Origin of the sequence: Streptomyces graminofaciens, assembly GCF_030294945.1 — a bacterium.
GTDB lineage: Bacteria > Actinomycetota > Actinomycetes > Streptomycetales > Streptomycetaceae > Streptomyces > Streptomyces graminofaciens.
Window position 1 is genome coordinate 5,154,742 of sequence record NZ_AP018448.1, and the last position, 17,765, is coordinate 5,172,506.

16 protein-coding genes are annotated in these 17,765 nt (G+C 66.7%); 5 read left to right on the plus strand and 11 right to left on the minus strand.

Features of this window, described 5'->3' with window-relative positions; genetic code table 11:
• Position 1: 1 nt before the first annotated feature.
• The 4 genes from SGFS_RS21915 to SGFS_RS21930 form a co-directional block, all read right to left on the minus strand.
• On the minus strand, positions 2-1,018 hold the full coding sequence (locus tag SGFS_RS21915; RefSeq protein WP_286252654.1) for an ABC transporter permease: 1,017 nt from the start codon (positions 1,016-1,018) through the stop codon (positions 2-4).
• Entirely contained in the window at positions 1,011-1,934 is a 924-nt protein-coding gene (locus tag SGFS_RS21920; protein ID WP_286252656.1) for an ABC transporter permease, read from the minus strand. The genes SGFS_RS21915 and SGFS_RS21920 overlap by 8 nt, the downstream gene beginning before the upstream one ends.
• Before the next feature lie 79 nt (positions 1,935-2,013).
• Complete coding sequence (locus tag SGFS_RS21925) at positions 2,014-3,654, minus strand: peptide ABC transporter substrate-binding protein (RefSeq protein WP_286252657.1); 1,641 nt, start codon at positions 3,652-3,654, stop codon at positions 2,014-2,016.
• Positions 3,655-3,902: 248 nt separating this feature from the next.
• Positions 3,903-4,454, minus strand: coding sequence for a helix-turn-helix domain-containing protein (locus SGFS_RS21930; protein ID WP_286252659.1), 552 nt, complete (start codon positions 4,452-4,454; stop codon positions 3,903-3,905).
• Between the two features lie 501 nt (positions 4,455-4,955).
• Here SGFS_RS21930 and SGFS_RS21935 point away from each other — a divergent pair.
• The gene (locus SGFS_RS21935; protein ID WP_286252661.1) at positions 4,956-5,495 is read left to right on the plus strand and encodes a hypothetical protein; all 540 of its coding nucleotides are present in this window, start codon (positions 4,956-4,958) and stop codon (positions 5,493-5,495) included.
• 80 nt (positions 5,496-5,575) lie between these two features.
• On the opposite strand, the gene SGFS_RS21940 is transcribed toward SGFS_RS21935, so the two are convergent.
• The 6 genes from SGFS_RS21940 to SGFS_RS21965 form a co-directional block, all read right to left on the minus strand.
• On the minus strand, positions 5,576-5,971 hold the full coding sequence (locus SGFS_RS21940; protein ID WP_286260006.1) for a VOC family protein: 396 nt from the start codon (positions 5,969-5,971) through the stop codon (positions 5,576-5,578).
• 207 nt (positions 5,972-6,178) lie between these two features.
• Positions 6,179-7,327: an ABC transporter ATP-binding protein gene (locus tag SGFS_RS21945; protein ID WP_286252662.1), complete on the minus strand. Its 1,149-nt coding sequence runs from the start codon at positions 7,325-7,327 to the stop codon at positions 6,179-6,181.
• Positions 7,320-8,378: an ABC transporter ATP-binding protein gene (locus SGFS_RS21950; protein ID WP_286252664.1), complete on the minus strand. Its 1,059-nt coding sequence runs from the start codon at positions 8,376-8,378 to the stop codon at positions 7,320-7,322. The genes SGFS_RS21945 and SGFS_RS21950 overlap by 8 nt, the downstream gene beginning before the upstream one ends.
• A gap of 12 nt (positions 8,379-8,390) precedes the next feature.
• Positions 8,391-9,362, minus strand: a complete 972-nt coding sequence (locus SGFS_RS21955; protein WP_286252666.1) for an ABC transporter permease — start codon at positions 9,360-9,362, stop codon at positions 8,391-8,393.
• Positions 9,355-10,284: an ABC transporter permease gene (locus SGFS_RS21960; RefSeq protein ID WP_286252667.1), complete on the minus strand. Its 930-nt coding sequence runs from the start codon at positions 10,282-10,284 to the stop codon at positions 9,355-9,357. Before SGFS_RS21960 ends, SGFS_RS21955 begins: the two co-directional genes overlap by 8 nt.
• Positions 10,285-10,410: 126 nt before the next feature.
• On the minus strand, positions 10,411-12,045 hold the full coding sequence (locus tag SGFS_RS21965; protein ID WP_286252668.1) for a peptide ABC transporter substrate-binding protein: 1,635 nt from the start codon (positions 12,043-12,045) through the stop codon (positions 10,411-10,413).
• Between the two features lie 802 nt (positions 12,046-12,847).
• On the opposite strand from SGFS_RS21965, the gene SGFS_RS21970 reads away from it, so the two are divergent.
• From SGFS_RS21970 to SGFS_RS21985, 4 genes are all read left to right on the plus strand, one after another.
• Positions 12,848-13,387: a SigE family RNA polymerase sigma factor gene (locus SGFS_RS21970; protein ID WP_286252669.1), complete on the plus strand. Its 540-nt coding sequence runs from the start codon at positions 12,848-12,850 to the stop codon at positions 13,385-13,387.
• A 29-nt stretch (positions 13,388-13,416) separates the two neighbouring features.
• Complete coding sequence (locus SGFS_RS21975; RefSeq protein WP_286252670.1) at positions 13,417-14,199, plus strand: hypothetical protein; 783 nt, start codon at positions 13,417-13,419, stop codon at positions 14,197-14,199.
• Positions 14,200-14,892, plus strand: coding sequence for a LuxR C-terminal-related transcriptional regulator (locus SGFS_RS21980; protein ID WP_286252671.1), 693 nt, complete (start codon positions 14,200-14,202; stop codon positions 14,890-14,892).
• Positions 14,893-15,085: 193 nt separating this feature from the next.
• Positions 15,086-15,616 carry a hypothetical protein gene (locus SGFS_RS21985; protein ID WP_286252672.1) on the plus strand — a complete coding sequence of 177 codons (531 nt, stop codon included), beginning with the start codon at positions 15,086-15,088 and terminating at the stop codon, positions 15,614-15,616.
• A gap of 67 nt (positions 15,617-15,683) precedes the next feature.
• Here SGFS_RS21985 and typA read toward each other — a convergent pair whose 3' ends face one another.
• Positions 15,684-17,591: a translational GTPase TypA gene (typA, locus tag SGFS_RS21990; protein ID WP_286252674.1), complete on the minus strand. Its 1,908-nt coding sequence runs from the start codon at positions 17,589-17,591 to the stop codon at positions 15,684-15,686.
• Positions 17,592-17,765: the final 174 nt, after the last annotated feature.

Genomic DNA, 17,765 nt, shown 5'->3' on the forward strand with positions numbered 1-17,765 from the left:
CTCACCTCAGCTTCGGGTCGAGGGCGTCGCGCACCGCGTCGCCGAGCATGATGAACGCGAGGACGGTGACCGCGAGGGCCCCCGACGGCCACAGCAGGGCGTGCGGGGCGTTGCGGATGTACGGCGAGGCGGCCGAGATGTCGATGCCCCAGGACACGCTGGGCGGTTTCAGCCCGACGCCGAGGTACGACAGGGTCGCCTCCAGGGAGATGTACGTGCCGAGCGCGATGGTGGCGACGACGATGACCGGGGCCACGGCGTTGGGCGTGATGTGCCGGAGCAGGATGCGGGAGTTGGAGGCGCCGAGGGCGCGGGCGGCCTGCACGTAGTCGTGCTGCTTGGCGGTGATGACCGAGCCGCGCGCGATACGGGAGATCTGCGGCCAGCCGAGCAGCACCATGAACCCGATGACCGGCCAGATGGTGTTGCTGGTGACGACCGAGAGAAGGACCAGTCCCCCGAGGACGACCGGGATGGCGAAGAAGATGTCGGTGATGCGGGAGAGGATCGAGTCGCCGCCACCGCCGAAGAAGCCCGCGAGAGCACCGAGGACGCTGCCGAGGACGGCGACCCCGAGGGTGGCGAGGACGCCGACCGCGACGGACGTACGGGCGCCGTAGACCACGCGCGTGTACACGTCGCAGCCCTGGCCGTCGAAGCCGAAGGGATGGCCGGCCTGGGAGCCCTCCTGGGCCTTGGAGAGGGTGCACTTGAGGGGGCTCATCCAGGTGATGGCCCCGGGCCACAGGGAGATGAAGACCAGGAACAGGATGATCAGCGCGGAGATGATGAAGACCGGGTTGCGGCGCAGGTCGCGCCAGGCGTCGGACCAGAGGCTGCGGGGCTTCTCCGACGGGCCGTCGGCGTCCGAGTCGTGGTCCAGGTCCTTCTCCAGCGTCTCCCCCTCGGTGGTCGCCAGGTCCATGACGCCGCCCATGCCCGTCGCGGCGATCGCGCCGTCCTCGGCTTCGCGTTGGCCGCCCGTGACGTGCGGCTCCGGGGGCTCGGGCTCAGGCATAGCGGATCCTCGGGTCGAGTACGCCGTAGAGGAGGTCGACGAGCAGGTTGGCGACCAGGAAGACCAGCACGAGGACGGTCACGAAGCCGACGACGGTCTGGGTGTTCTGCCGGAGGATGCCCTGGTAGAGCTGGTAGCCGACGCCGTGGATGTTGAAGATCCGTTCGGTGACGATCGCGCCGCCCATCAGCGCGCCGATGTCCGTGCCGATGAACGTGACCACGGGGATCAGGGAGTTGCGCAGCAGGTGCTTGCGGATCACGCGGTGCCGGGGAAGTCCCTTGGCGACGGCGGTGCGTACGTAGTCGGCGCGGGTGTTCTCCGCGATGGAGGTACGGGTCAGCCGGGTCACATAGGCGAGGGAGACGGAGGCGAGGACGAGCCCGGGGACGATCAGCTCGTCGAAGGGTGCCTCGGAGGAGACCGACGGGCTGATCCAGCCCCACTCGACGCCGAGCAGCAGCTGGAGCAGCAGACCGGTGACGAAGGTGGGGACGGAGATGACGACGAGGGTGACCAGCAGGGCCCCGGTGTCGACGGGCTTCCCCCGGCGCAGCCCGGTGACGACGCCGAGCGTGATGCCGATGACGACCTCGAAGAGGATCGCGACGATCGTCAGCCGGATGGTGATCGGGAAGGCGGTGGCCATCAGCTCGGTGACCTCCTGCCCGTTGAACGCGGTGCCGAAGTCGCCGGTGAAGACGTTCCCCATGTAGGTCAGGTATTGCTGCCAGACCGGCTTGTCGAGGCCGAACTCCTTGCGCAGTTGGGCGGCGGTGGCGGGGTCGCACTCCCGGTCGCCGCACAGGCCGGCGATGGGGTCGCCCATCACGTTCACCATCAGGAAGATCAACAGTGTGGCGCCGAAGAAGACCGGGATCATCTGCAGCAGGCGCCGGATCACATACCGTCCCATGAGGGCTCCGGAGGAGTTGCTGGGCGGCCGTCGGTCTCACTTGTGGGAGGGGGCCGCCCATGACGGTGTCGGGCTCGGCTCAGCCGACCTTGATCTGGTCGTACACCGGCACGCTGAACGGGTTGAGCGTGACCTCGGAGAGGCGCGCCGAGTAGCCCGCGCTGCCGTTCTGGTACCAGAGCGGGATGGCGGCCATGTTGTCCCGCACGACCTCCTCGGCCTGCTGGAACTTCTCCACTGCCGTCCCCGTGTCCTCCTCCGCGTTGGCCTCGTCGACGAGCTTGTCGAAGTCGGCGTTGGACCACTTGCCGTCGTTGGAGGAGGCGTTGGTGTAGTAGAGCGGCTGGAGGAAGTTCTGGATGAGCGGGTAGTCCATCTGCCAGCCGGCGCGGAACGGGCCGCTGATCTTCTGCTGGGTGATCTGGTTGCGGAAGTCGGCGAAGGTGCCGACCGGGTTGCCGACGCAGGCCTTCTCGTTGTCGAGGGCGTTGTTGACGGAGTTGCAGACGGCGTCGACCCACTGCTTGTGGGAGCCGGTGTCCGCGTTGTACGAGATCTTGACCTGGCCGCCGGGGAGCCCGCCGCCCTCCTCGATCAGCTTCTTCGCCTCGTCGGGGTCGTACTCGCAGGCGTCACCGCACAGGCCCTCCTTGTAGCCGCCGTCCCCGCCGAGCACGGGCGAGGTCCAGTCGGTGGCGGGGGTGCGGGTCTTCACGAAGATGGTCTCGGTGATCTGGTCGCGGTCGATCGCCCGGGACAGCCCCTCGCGGACCTTCTCCATTCCGGCCTTGTCCCATTTCTTGTCGTAGAACGGGAAGGCGAGGGTCTGGATGATGCCGGCCGGGGTGTTGATGTAGCGGTCGCCGAGGTCGTTCTGGACGTTCTTGAGCTGCGCGGCGGGGACGTCGTCGACGAGGTCGAGGTTGCCGGCCATCAGGTCGGTGTAGGCGGTGTTGTTGTCGGTGTAGACCTTGAGGTCCACGCCGCCGTTCTGCGCCTTGTCGTCCCCCGGATAGTCGTCCCACTTCCTGAGGGAGAGCTGCGAGCCCTTGGTGTACGAGTCGACGGTGTACGGGCCGTTGCCGACGGGCTTGCTCAGCCATGCGGAGTGGTCGTCGAAGAACGTCTGCGGCAGCGGGGAGAAGGCCGCGTAGCCGAGGGTGTCGGGGAAGGTCGAGAACTTCTGCTTCAGCTTGACGGTGAAGGTCTTGTCGTCGACGACCTTCAGCCCGGCCAGCGTCTGGGCGGACTGCTGGCTTCCGTCGTCCGGGTGCGTCTTGTCGTAGCCGTCGATGTACTCGAAGAAGTACGCGTTCTTCTGGTTGTTCTTGAGGCTCGCCCCGTAGTTCCAGGCGTCGACGAACGACTTGGCGGTGACCTTCTCGCCGTTGCTGAAGGTCCAGCCGTCCCTGACCGTGATGGTGAAGTTCTGCGAGTCGGTCGTCTCGATCTTCTCGGCGAGCATGTCCTTGGCCTGGCCGGTCTTCGGGTCGTACTGCTTCAGCCCCCGGAAGAGCATGGACAGCACCTTGCCGCCCTGTACCTCGTTGGTGTTGGCCGGCTCCAGCGGGTTCTGCGGGTCTCCCCAGGAGGAACTGAGCACCGCGCCACTGTCGCCACCGCCACCGCCGCCGCTGTCGTCCCCACCACCGCAGGCCGTCGCCACGAGAGCTACCGCCGCCGCGCAAGCGACCCATCTGCCGCGCATGGCTCGACGCATGGAGTGCCTCCTCGTGAGTGCGCAGATCCGCGCTGTGCTCCAGCGCCGGGGCGCTGTTCCTTTACCGGCCAATATCGGGGGAAAGGGGGCACAGTGCATGTTTGCGCGGGCCGTACGAGTGGGCGGGAGGGGGCTCAGGGTGGAGTGGCGGGCCGGGGTGGGGTGGTGGGTTGGAGTGGAGCGGCGGCTTCCGGCGGGGGACTCGGAGGCAGCGACGACTTCCGGTGGAGCGGCGGGCTCAGGGTGGGTCAGCGGGGAAGGTGAAGGCGGGAGAGAGAGGTGGGGCGGGTGCCGCCGTTCCGCCATGAGTAGGGTGCGCCGCCTGCGGGGCGCGGGGAAGGGACACCACTTGCCGGGCGCGGGCGGGACACGCCATCTGCCGGGCGCGGGGAGGGCACCCCGCCCGCCGGGCGCGGAGACGGTAGGCCGCCCGCCGGGCGCGGAGACGGTAGGCCGCCTGCCGGACGCTGCGACGGTACGCCGCCGACGGTACCGACCGGCCCCCGCACGGACTGCGGTCGCGGCGCCCTGAAGGCCACCTGGACCGCGCCGGACGGCGACAGGGAGATCAGCAGGTTCGACTCCATGGCCTCCGCGAGCCGCTCCAGCGAGGGCAGGGTCGGTACGCCCCTGCCGTGCTCGAGCCGGGACAGGGCGCCCTGGCTCATACCGGCCCGCGACGCGAGGTTCTCCTGCGTGAGGCCCATTTCCAGGCGCCGGGCGCGCACAGCCGCACCGAAGGACTCGGACAGCCCGCCCACGGGCTCGACATTGCGATCGCGATCCGACGGAACAGTCATGCCGCACTCTCCCCGTTGCCAACGAATGACCCGGCCGAAACCGGCTGCACCCCGGTGACGTGCACCGACGCCCAGAAGACAACCGAACGACCTTCAACGGTTCCGCGATCGGGAAAGTTTCACGAGGAGGTTCGTTCATATCGCGAACTGCATGAACGACCTTCGTGAGAGATGCGACACATTACGCGGAGCAGAGATCAGGCCATCCACCACAAGGCGGACACCGCCCTCTCTCCCCATGCACCCCTTTGGGCGTTTTACCCTCATCGGCCGACCCCTTGTCAAGAGCCGCGTGGCGCTTCGCACAAATGTACTCCGCTTGCCAACCCACCGCGGCCTGATCACTCTTGGCGCATCGTCAGCCGGACGGCAGGTCAGTCACCGCCTCTGGTCGACGAGTTGGCGCGGTCCACGCCTCCCAAACCACACCCGAGCCGTCGATGACGACTCAACCTCAGTCATGTCCAAGTGACCTGACCGACCGAAGGGAATCCGAACCCCATGAGGAAAATCGCAGGCTCGGCGATCGCGTCCGTCATCGTGGCGGGCGGCCTGGTCGGCCTCAGCGGCACGCCCGCCTTCGCCGGCTGCGCTCCGGACCGGGGTACCGGCTACACCATCTTCGCCAAGTCGACGGTGTACAAGGCGACCAACCTCAAGAGCGACTGGGTCTTCGACAAGACGAAGCCGACCATCTCGTACAACGAGAACAAGACGAGCACCGTGAGCGCCAGCGGCACAGCGGGCGTCGAGGCCGAGGCCGGTGTCATCTTCGCCAAGGCCAGCACGTCGTTCAGCGTGACCGTGGGCGGCGAGTGGTCGAAGGGCTCGAGCTGGAACTACGAGCTGCCGGCGGAGAACAAGCCGGGCAAGACCAAGGTCCGCATGGTCATGTACCACGAGGCGAAGAAGTTCAAGACCCGGAAGTACACCTGGACTCTGGGCGGCAACTGCAAGACCACGAAGAAGACCAAGTGGACGAAGACGTTCGTCGCCCCGGTGAAGCGCAACAACAACGTCTGGGGCCTGGAGTACAAGTAGGCACACGTCACACGGCCTTCGAGCCGCCCCTGTGAGACGGCCCGCCGGAGGTGGCACACCCCGGGCGGGCCGTCCGCGGTTCACCCCGACTCGCCCCGCTCCACACAGAATTCGTTGCCCTCGGGATCCGCGAGGAGAACCCAGCCCCCACCGTCGGGACGCGTGTGGTCCGCGACGAGCCGGGCCCCGAGCCCGAGCGCCCGCTCGACCTCCTCGGCCCGGGTGCGCCCGTTCGGCTTCAGGTCGAAGTGCACCCGGTTCTTCACCGTCTTGCCCTCGGGCACCTGGATGAAGAGCAGCCTCGGCCCACCGGCCGGGTCCGCGATCACCGCCGCCGGGTCCCCCGGCTTGTCGTCCTCGTCCAGCGGACGACCGAGCAACCGACTCCAGAAGAGCCCGACGTAGTACGGGTCACCGGTGGTGTCGAAGGTGATGCTGTGGATGGAGGGGTGGGCTGTCGGATGTGCGGGGTGCATTGGGCTGCCAGAGCTCAACAGAAGCCTCCATGGGCTGGGTTGTGGTCGCCGGGAGCCTTCCTGACCCCGGCCCGCGTGTCGACCGATTAACCACCGAGCACACCGTTCCCGGCCACCGAATCCACCTCGAAACCGTCGGTGCTGAAAACAGCGGTTCCCGGCACCGGAGGGCCGGTGCCGGGAACCCATTGACGCATGCGTCGCGGATCAGGCCGCGTGGACCACGTCCTTCTCCTCCGCGAAATGGCAGGCCGACTCGTGCGCGGCCGGAGTGTCGACGTCCCGGAAGACCTCGGGGATCGCCAGCAGAGGGATCTCCTCCGCGCACTTGTCCTGCGCCTTCCAGCAACGGGTGCGGAAGCGGCAGCCCGAGGGCGGGTTGGCCGGGGACGGAACGTCGCCGGTGAGGATGATCCGCTCGCGGTTCGCGCGGACCTCCGGATCCGGCACCGGGACCGCCGACAGCAGCGCCTGCGTGTAGGGGTGCGTCGGGTGGTCGTAGATCTGCTCGTCCGTGCCGATCTCCGCCATCTTGCCGAGGTACATGACCCCGACCCGGTCGGAGATGTGCCGCACGATCGACAGGTCGTGCGCGATGAAGAGGTAGGAGAGGTTGAACTCGTCCTGCAGCCGCTCCATCAGGTTGATGACCTGGGCCTGGACCGACACGTCCAGCGCGGACACCGGCTCGTCGCAGATGATGATCTCCGGGTTGAGCGCGAGGCCGCGGGCGATGCCGATGCGCTGGCGCTGACCGCCGGAGAACTGGTGCGGGTAGCGGTTGATGTACTCCGGGTTGAGGCCGACGACGTCCAGGAGGTCCTGGACCTTGCGCCGCCGGTCGCCCTTCGGGGCCACCTCGGGGTGGATCTCGAAGGGCTCCCCGATGATGTCGCCGACCGTCATACGCGGGTTGAGCGAGGTGTACGGGTCCTGGAACACCATCTGGATGTTGCGGCGTACCGCCTTCAGCGCGCGGCCGGACAGCTTGGTGATGTCCTGGCCCTTGTAGAAGACCTCGCCGGCGGTGGCCCGCTCCAGCGTCATCAGCAGCTTGGCGACGGTGGACTTGCCACAGCCGGACTCGCCGACGATACCGAGGGTCTCGCCCTGGTAGAGGTCGAAGGAGATGCCGTCGACGGCCTTGACCGCGCCGATCTGCTTCTTGAACAGGATGCCCTGGGTCAGCGGGAAGTGCTTGACCAGGTTGCGCACCTGGAGGATCGGCTCGCCGCGCTCGACGGGCGCCTCGATGGCGGCTACGGCCTCCGCCTCGGAGTGCGCGTCGACGACATCCACCTCGGAGACGTTCGGCGTGGCGTCCTGCGGCTCGTCGTTCTTGCTGAGCTCAGCCATGGAGCGTCTCCTTCCAGAAGTGGCAGGCGCTGCCGCGGCCGGCCAGTTCGCCGCCGTCCCGCTCGGTCACCGGGAGCAGTGCCGGAATCTCCGTACGGCAGATGTCCTGTGCCTGGGGGCAGCGCGGGTTGAAGGCGCAACCGGCTGGCACATGCAGCAGGTTGGGCGGCAGCCCCTTGATCGCGTACAGCTCCTGGCCCTTCTGGTCCAGGCGCGGGATCGAGTCCAGCAGGCCCTTGGTGTACGGGTGCGCCGGCTTCTTGTAGATCTCATGGACCGGGGCGAGCTCGACGATCCGGCCCGCGTACATCACCGCGATCTTGTCGGCGACGTCGGCGACGACACCCAGGTCGTGGGTGATGAGGATCAGGCCCATGTTGTACTCGCGCTGAAGCTCGGCGAGCAGATCCATGACCTGGGCCTGCACCGTCACGTCGAGGGCCGTGGTGGGCTCGTCGGCGATGATCAGGTCGGGTTCGAGGGCCAGCGCCATGGCGATCATGATGCGCTGGCGCATACCGCCGGAGAACTGATGCGGGTAGTCGTTGATCCGCGCCGCGGCGGCGGGGATCTTGACCTTGTCCATCAGTTCGATCGCTTTGGCCTTGGCATCCTTCTTGGAGAGGCCCTGGTGGACGCGGAACATCTCGCCGAGCTGGTAGCCCACGCTGAGCACCGGGTTCAGCGAGCTGAGCGCGTCCTGGAAGATCATGGCGATCCTGGTGCCGCGGAGCTTCCGCCGCTCCTCGCCCGACATCTTGAGCATGTCCTGGCCGCGGAAGAGGATCTCGCCCTGCGGGATCTTCGCCGGGGGCATGTCCAGGATGCCCATGATCGCCTGCGCTGTCACGGACTTGCCGGAGCCCGACTCGCCGAGCACGGCGAGCGTCTCGCCCGCGCTCACGCTGTAGTTCACTCCGTTGACGGCCTTGGCCACTCCGTCACGGGTGTGGAACTCCACGTGCAGGTCCCGGACCTCTAGCAGCGGGGCGTTGTCGTCGTCATGCCCGCGGGGCGCGGGGACGGCGTCGGTGTTGTCGATGATGGTCAACGTACGCCCTCCTCAGCGCAGCTTGGGGTCGAGGGCGTCGCGCACCGCGTCGCCGAGCATGATGAACGCGAGCACGGTCAGCGACAGCATGGCCGCCGGGAAGAACAGCACGTGCGGTGCGTTGCGGATGACCTTGGCAGCCGACGAGATGTCCATGCCCCACGACACGGTCGGGTCGGCCAGGCCGATGCCCAGGAAGGAGAGCGTGGCCTCGGTCGAGATGTAGACGCCCAGAGAGATGGTCGCGACGACGATCACCGGGGCGATGGCGTTCGGCAGGATGTGCCGGGCCAGGATGCGCGTGGTGCTCGCACCGAGCGCCTTGGCGGCGTGCACATAGTCCGCCTGCTTGTTGGTGATCACCGCGCCGCGCATGACGCGGGCCACCTGGGTCCAGCCCAGGAAGGACATCGCGAGGATGACGACGATGATCGAGCGCGTCTCGAAGGAGTTGAGCACGATGAGGGCGCCGAGCAGGAACGGGATGCCGAAGAAGATGTCGGTGATCCGGGAGAGAAGCGAGTCGATCCAGCCGCCGAAGTAGCCGGCGAGCATACCGATGAAGCCGCCGACGACCGTGGTGAGCACGGTGACGCCCACACCGACGAGGATCGACGCGCGGGCGCCGAAGACGAGCCGGGTGTAGATGGATCGTCCCTGACCGTCGTAGCCCAGCCACTCCGGGGAGAACCAGTGGCTGAGCTCCGGCTCGCCGAGGTAGTGCTGGGACAGGTCGGCGTCGCGGGGGTCGCCGCTGGAGAAGAGGCCGGGGAAGGCCGCGATGATCAGCAGCAGCAGGATCAGCGCCGCGGAGACGATGAAGTACGGGTTGCGCCGCAGATCTCGCCATGCGTTCGACCAGAGGCTGGCGGGCTTGTCCTTGCGCGCGGGTTCCTGAGCCGGTGTCCCCTGCGTGGGAATCTCGACGTCCGCGGCTGCCGTCTTGATCGCGTCCTTGGCCGCGTCCTTGGTCACGTCAGGCATAACGGATCCTCGGGTCCAGAACCGCGTAGAGCAGGTCGATGAGCAGGCTGGCCAGCATGTACACCAGCACCAGGATGGTGACGATGCCGACGATCGTGGCGCCCTCACGCCGGAACAGCGCGGTGTAGAGGGCGTTGCCGACACCGGGCACGTTGAAGATGCCCTCGGTGACGACCGCTCCCGACATCAGGGCGCCGATGTCCGTTCCGAGGTAGGTGACCACGGGGATCAGCGAGTTGCGCATCAGGTGGACACCGACGACACGGCGGCGCGGCAGGCCCTTGGCCACGGCCGTGCGCATGTAGTCGGAGCGCAGGTTCTCGGCGATCGAGGTACGGGTCAGCCGCGCCACATACGCGAGTGAGAGTGAGCCCAGGACGACCCCGGGCAGGATCAACTCGTTCCAGTTCTCGGCGTTCTGCACATTGGGCGAGACCCAGCCCAGGTTGAACGAGAAGACTTGACGCAGGATGAACGCCAGGACGAAGACCGGAACGGAGAGCACGAGCAGGGTGAAGACCAGCACGAGACTGTCCGCAGTCCGGCCTGCCTTCAAGCCCGCGAGGATGCCGAGGGCGACGCCGACGACGAGCTCGAAGACGAAAGCGACCGTGGCGAGCCGGATCGTCGTGGGGAAGACCCGACCGATTTCCTCCGAGACAGGCCTGCCCGCGAAGGTGTCGCCGAAGTCGAAGTGGAAGAGGATGCCGTTCATGTAGTCGACGTACTGCTTCCACAGCGGCTGGTCGAGGCCGTACTTGTGACGCAGCGCGGCGACGGTGGCCGCATCGGCTCCCCTGTCGCCGAACATCGCCCGGACCGGGTCACCGGGCAGCGCGTACACCATAAGGAAGATGAGCAATGTGGTCCCGATGAAGACCGGGATCATCTGGAGCAGTCGTCGTGCGACATAGCGCCCCATCGTGCCTCCGTCTCAGGTCGGTGAAACACGTGGCCGCAGATCCCCCCGGGCAATGCGACCACGCACTTGGAGGGCGGCACCGCGAAGTGGTTTCGCGGTGCCGCCTCTCCAAGTAGCCGACGATCGTTACTTCTTGACTTCGATCTCGTTGAGGATCGGGTCACCGGCCTGGTTGAACTTCACGTTCTGCACGTTGTTCGAGTAGCCCGAGTTGACCTTGTAGTACCAGAGCGGGATGGACGGCATGTCGTCGACCAGCGACTTCTCGGCCTGCTGGTAGAGCTCCGCCGACTTCTCGATGGTGGGCGCCGCGTCGGCCTCCTTCACCAGCTTGTCGAACGCCTTGTTCGAGTAGCCGCTGGTGTTGCCGGCCACACCGGTGCCGTAGAGGTCACGGAGGAAGTTGCCGTTGAACGGGTAGTCGAGCACCCAGCCACCGCGGTACATCGACTTGACCTCGTGGGCGTCGCGCGCCTTGAGGTCGGTCTGGAAGTCGGCCTTGGAGTCGCCGGTGCACTCGACACCGGTGGCCTTGCGGATGCTGCCGCAGACCGCCTCGACCCACTCGCCGTGGCCGCCGTCGGCGTTGAACTGGATGCTGATCTTGTTGCCGGGGACACCGCCACCGGCCTTGATCAGCTTCTTGGCCTCGGCCGGGTTGTACGTGGTGACGTCACCGGCGGCACCGGCCTTGAAGCCGAGGACGCCCTGGGCGACCCAGCCGGTGGCCGGCGTACGGGTCTTCTGGAGGACCGTGTCGGTGATCGTCTTACGGTCGATCGCCATCGACAGGCCCTGCAGGACGCGGTTGTCGATGTTCTTCCACTGCTTGGTGTAGAAGGCAGGGACGATGGACTGGACGGCCGAGTAGTCCTGGTCGACCGCGCGGTCGCCGAGGTCGCTCTTGTAGTTCGCGAGGCTCGTGGCCGGCACCTGGCGGATGACGTCGACCTTGTCGGAGAGCAGGTCGGCGTAGGAGGCGTCGGGGCCGGTGTAGTTCTTGAAGAGCACGCCGCCGTTCTTGGGCTTGTTCGGGCCCTTGTAGCCGGCGTACGTCTTGACCTCGATCGACTTCTTGTGGTCCCACTTGACGAACTCGTAGGGGCCGTTGCCGACCGGCTTCTCGCCGTAGCCCTTCGGGTCCTTGAAGAAGCCGGACGGGAGCGGCGCGAAGACGTTGTACGCGAGCTTGTACTCGAAGTACGCGAGCGGCGCGCTCAGGGTGATGGTGAAGGTGCTGTCGTCGACGACCTTCAGGCCGGACATGGCGTCCTTCTTGGCCTTGCCCTTCTCCGGGTGGACGTCGGCGTAGCCCTCGATGTCGGAGAACCAGGAGGCGTTGGTCTGGTTGTTCGCGATGTTCGCGGCCCAGTTCCACGCGTCCACGTAGGACTTGGAGGTGACCGCCTCGCCGTTGTGGAACTTCCAGCCCGACTTGAGCTTGACGGTCCACACCTTGGAGTCCTTCGTGGTGATGGACTCGGCGTTGGTGTAAGTGATCTTGCCGCTGCCGGGCTCGTAGTCGACGAGAGTGTCGAAGATCGAGGTGATCACGTCGGAGCCGTAGCTCTCCATCGTGTTCGCGGGCTGCAGAGGGTTCTGCGGCTCACCACTCTCGAACGTCACAATGCCCTTGGGGTTGACGGCGCCCTTGTCGTTGCCGCCGTCGTCCCCCTTGTCACTGCCACCACCACAAGCGGTCACGCTCAGCGCCACGACCGCGGCTATCGCCACCCACTTGGCGCTCTTCGCACCCCGCATGGGTTCCTCCTCATGAGTCCATTGTTCACCGCAGGAAGGAGTACAAGACACCGCGCCGCCACGCGGGACGGTGAAGGTCGGGTACCCCCCGGGCTCGCCAGCCGGCGTCCCCCCTGGACGCCTGGCTTTGATCCGAGCTCTACGCGCCTAACTATCTGCCATGGGCCAGCGCCCGGCCACCTTCAAAAGGTCTCGGTTCGATCACACCTCGCGCCTACATCTTCCAAAATCCGGACAAAGAGTTTGGTGAGAGATCCCTGCGAAACGGACTTGTTACACGAATACCGGAGGCAGGTGTCCGTATTCCGGACAGTAGGGAGAGGGAAATCAGTTGCGCTCGCTGCACTCGCCGTGCAAGGCATCTACGGCATGCGCGCTCACGCACCGGACGCACAGGCGGCATTCCTCAACGACCAACGTTTTCCCGCCTGTTGACCGTCCGCGGCGGGGCTGCCGACGGACGTCGCACCGCGACGTCAGTCGCAGGACGTACGGGTGTGACCTTGGAGAAACCTGTGCGTACTTCAGAGTAATAGGAATCGGCCAGGCGCGGAGCCCTCTCCCCTGTAATGAAGGGTTTTCCCTCACCGGCCATGGGGGTGGAACCGTCACGGTCGCTGCGAGCTCCGGCCTCGGCCACGGACAGGGAAATCCCTCAGGCCCGGCCGCCGTGATCCGTCACGACATCTCCTGCGGTTCGCTGGCGATCTTGTAGAGCGCGCCACACCGCGGGAAAAATCTCTGGAGGCGAGGCAACGGTTCTCGAAGCCCACGGACTCTATGGGGCATCAAGGAGGTGCCCATGGGGGAACAGACAAAGGCTCGAGACGCGGAGTTCCAGAGCTTTGTCATCGGCTGCTGGCCGCGGTTGTTGCGGACGGCCTTTCTCCTCTCCGGCGAGCAGCACGCCGCGGAGGACCTGGTCCAGTCGACGCTGGAACAGGTGTACGTCGCCTGGCGCCGTGTCGGCTCGGCGGACAACCCCGAAGCGTACGTACGGCGCGTGATGATCAACGCGCATTCGCGCAGACACCGCAGACGTCTCAAGGAGTTGCTGTCGCCCAGAAGCGACTCCGATCTCGCGCACGATCTGCCCGACCCCGGCGACCCGATCGGACGGGCCGACAACCGCGGAGCCCTGCTCAAGGCCCTTGCCCAACTGCCACCGAGGCAGCGGCAGGCGGTGGTGCTGCGGTACTGGGAGGACCTGACCGAGACCCAGACCGCGGAGGCGATGGGCTGCTCGGTGGGTGCGGTGAAGAGCAACGCGGCCAAGGGGATCGCCAAGCTCCGAGCCGTACCGGGCCTGGCCGAGATGGTGACGAACGGAGGGCGGAAGTGATGAGCGCGGACCGGCAGGAGAACCACGGCATGACAGACAGGGACATCACCCTTCTCCTCGCGGACGCGGCGGACGATGTCGAGATCGGCCTGGCCCCGGTCCAGGCGGTGGTACGCGGAGGCCGACGCCGCAGGACCCGCCGCTGGGCGGTGGCGGCGGCCACGGCCGTGCTGGTCGCCGGCTCGACGGTGTCACTGGCGATGACGGGGCTGCAGGACGGCGACGGAAAGCGGGGGGCGCCGGTGGCGACTCAGCCGCCGACGGCCGAGGAGCGGGATGTGACGAAGGCCCAGCGGACCGTGCTGGGACACGGATACGACAACCAGTCCTTGGGCTGGGAAGTGGTCATCTACGTGTGGGCGGCACCACGCGACGAGGCCGAGGCCCGGGCCCAACTGGCGGCGATGACCGAGCATGGGGAGACACCGGACGTGCGTCAGGCATCCGACCTGATTGGCAAGAGCTCGTACATCGTCTGGAAGACCAGCGAGAACAGCGGCTCAAGGGTATGGGTAGACACGTTCAGGACGAACAGCGTCTCCGACACGAACATGCAGTACATCACCGGCTCTCTGGGAACAGGTCCCGGCAACTCCAACCGCTTGGTCATCGGCCAGGTCGCCAAGAGCGTCCAGCGCGTCACGTGCACCTGGAAGGACGGAAGGACCACCGAAGTCAGCAGGGTGCCCGCGAGGCTCGACGTCGACATTGAAGAAGAGGTGATCCGTCCGGCGCAGGGTTCTCCTGTGGACTGGTTCGTGTGCTCGGCACCATGGGAGGGCGAGTTCAAGTCGGTGCGGGTGACGAAGTAGATGGATCCATCCGTGATACACCGTGCGCCCGACCACCGCGGGCTCCGCGTCGCCCTTGTCGGAGAGCGACACTTTCGACTGCGAGCAGACCTCCATGCGGCGCTCGGCCTCGAGGGCTGCATCGACATCGTCGTGGAGACCGGCGCGTACGAACACGCGTTGCCGCTCGTCAAAGCCTCAACCCCTGATGTCGTCCTCATGGACCTCGACTGGGCAAGCCCCTCCGTCCTGGAGACATGCGGAGCCCTGATACGCGATGCACCGACGACGCGGATCGTGGCCATGACCCAACGCTGTGACGACGAAGGACAGTTGCTCACGGCCCTCTCTGCGGGTGTACGCGGGTACGTCTCCAAGTCCGCCGGCGTCGCGGAGGTGATCGGTGCGATCAATGCGGTGACGACCGGTGCCATGTTCATCTGTCAGGGTGCTGCGCTGCTCTTGAACGGACTACTCAGCGCCCCTCTCCGGCCCGCCGAGCACGAGCTTCTGTCCACACTGACACGGCGCGAGCGGGAGATCCTCGACCTGGTGGCCAGAGGGTACGACAACCGCCGGATAGCGCGGGCGTTGACCCTTGCAGACAAGACCGTACGGAACAACGTCTCAGCGATCTTCGGAAAGATCGGCGTGAACCAGCGGGCCCAGGCAGTGGTCCGCGCCCGACAAGCGGGTTTCGGGCTGACGTACTGACGTCAGCCCTGCCGGGGCCGGCGGAAGCGGGACATTTCCGGGACAGCCGCCCCATGTAACGGGGACGGCCAGCGCGGAAGGATCTCCTTGCCCACCCGAGCTGCGGCCTATGGCATGCACACCTCAGACTTGGGGTGGCTAATCAACCGAGCGCCCGTCCGGCGCTCGCAAGACGAACCAAGGGATCGCACACATGCAGAAGATGAAGACGATGGGGATCGCGACAGTCACTGGCCTGGTCCTCGCGAGCGGCACGGTCGTAGTAGCAGCCCCTGCTTCCGCGGACGAACGATGCGACCCCTATGTCACCCGCAGCTACAAGCAGACCAAGGCTGACTGGCTGACGGTGGGCGGGAAGCTGGTCGGTGTTCGGGGCACCATCGACAACCGCAAGAGCAGCGCGGCGGTGACCGAGACCGTGAGCGTCAAGGTGGGCGGGACACTCAAGGCGAGCTACACAGGCGAACTCAGCGGCGGAGTCAACATCCTGATCGCTGAAGTCAACGCCAAGACGTCATACACGGTCGAAGTGAGTGCCACCATCGAGGTCGGCAAGAAAGTGAGCGTCAAGGTACCGGCGCACAAGCGGGTCTCGTACCGAACCGGAATTCTGAAGCGGCAGTTCAGGGTGACGCAGAAGCGCGTCACCAGCAACTGCAAGACGATCACGACCTACGGCAAGCTGAAGTCCGCAGACCCCTGGTCCTCGGTCAAGAACGTCTGACGACTCGTCGGCAAAAACGGTCTGGCCGCTCCCGCATGACGCGGGCGGCCAGACCGTTTGTGTGTCGTCAGCCGTGCTTCGCCCGGCTCGCCGCGCGCGCCCGCTCGCGCGCGTCCAGGTTGACCTTGCGGATGCGGACGGCCTCCGGGGTCACCTCGACGCACTCGTCGTCGCGGCAGAACTCCAGGGACTGCTCCAGGGAGAGCTTGCGGGGCGGGACGATCGCCTCGAACGAGTCGGCCGAGGAAGACCGCATGTTCGTGAGCTTCTTCTCCTTGGTGATGTTCACGTCCATGTCGTCGGAGCGCGAGTTCTCGCCGACGATCATGCCCTCGTACACCTCGGTGCCGGGGTCGGTGAACAGCACACCGCGCTCCTGGAGGTTCGTCATCGCGAACGCGGTGACGGCGCCCGCGCGGTCGGCGACCAGCGAGCCGTTGTTACGGGTCTGCAGGGTGCCGAACCAGGGCTCGAAGCCCTCGTGGATGGAGTGCCCGATGCCGGTGCCGCGGGTCTGGGTCAGGAACTCGGTCCGGAACCCGATGAGACCGCGGGACGGCACGACGAACTCCATGCGCACCCAGCCCGAGCCGTGGTTGGACATGTTGTCCATCCGGCCCTTGCGGACACCCATGAGCTGCGTGACCGCGCCCATGTGCTCCTCGGGGACGTCGATCGTCATGCGCTCGACGGGCTCGTAGACCTTGCCGTCGACGTCCTTGGTGACGACCTGCGGCTTGCCGATGGTCAGCTCGAAGCCCTCGCGGCGCATCTGCTCGACGAGGATGGCCAGCGCCAGCTCACCACGGCCCTGCACCTCCCAGGCGTCCGGGCGCTCGGTGTCGATGACGCGCAGCGAGACGTTACCGATCAGCTCGCGGTCGAGGCGGTCCTTGACCTGGCGGGCGGTGACCTTGCGGTCCTTGACGGCCGCCTTGTTCTCGGCGCCCTTGCCGGTGCCGCCACGGCCGACCAGCGGCGAGGTGTTGGTACCGATGGTCATGGAGATCGCGGGCTCGTCGACCGTGATCAGCGGCAGCGGGATCGGGTTCTCGGTGTCGGCGAGAGTCTCGCCGATCATGATGTCCGGGATACCGGCGACGGCACAGATGTCACCCGGGCCGGCCTTCTCGGCGGGCTTGCGGGTCAGCGCCTCGGTCATCATCAGCTCGGTGATGCGGACGTTGGACATCGTGCCGTCACGCTTGATCCAGGTGACGGTCTGGCCCTTGCGCAGCTCGCCCTGCTCGACGCGGAGCAGGGCGATACGGCCGAGGAAGTTGTCGGCGTCCAGGTTGGTGACGTGGGCCTGGAGCGGGGCGGCCTCGTCGTAGGTCGGCGCCGGGATGTGCTGCAGGATCGTGGAGAAGAACGGCTCCAGGCTGGTGGAGTCCGCCGGGACCGTGCCGTTCTCCGGCTTGGTCAGCGAGGCGATGCCGTCACGGCCGCAGGCGTAGACGATCGGGAACTCGATCTGCTCCTCGTCCGCGTCCAGGTCCAGGAAGAGGTCGTACGTCTCGTTGACGACCTCGTCGATCCGGGAGTCCGGGCGGTCCGTCTTGTTGATGCACAGGATGACGGGCAGGCGCTGCTGGAGCGCCTTGCGCAGCACGAAGCGGGTCTGCGGCAGGGGGCCCTCGGAGGCGTCGACGAGCAGGACGACACCGTCGACCATCGACAGGCCGCGCTCGACCTCGCCGCCGAAGTCGGCGTGGCCGGGGGTGTCGATGATGTTGATGGTGATGACGTCCCCCCCGTCCTTCGGGTGGTACTTCACCGCCGTGTTCTTGGCCAGGATCGTGATGCCCTTCTCACGCTCCAGGTCGTTCGAGTCCATCATTCGGTCGTCGACGCCTTCGAGCTGGTGCGCGGCGAAGGCACCGGCCTGCTTGAGCATGCCGTCGACGATGGTCGTCTTGCCGTGGTCTACGTGAGCGACGATGGCGACATTGCGGATGTCGTGGCGCGTGGCCATAGTGCGGCGATTCTCCCGGGGTGTGTGGACGGCCCTCGCGTACGTCTGCGTCACGCGGACCCTGCCGGGCGGAACGTGCCACGGCCTCACCCCATGGTACGGGGCCGCTGCCGCTGGGGCTCGCCGGGTGTTTTGCCGCAGGTCAGGGCTGGTTAGGGCCCGCCGCAGCCCCTC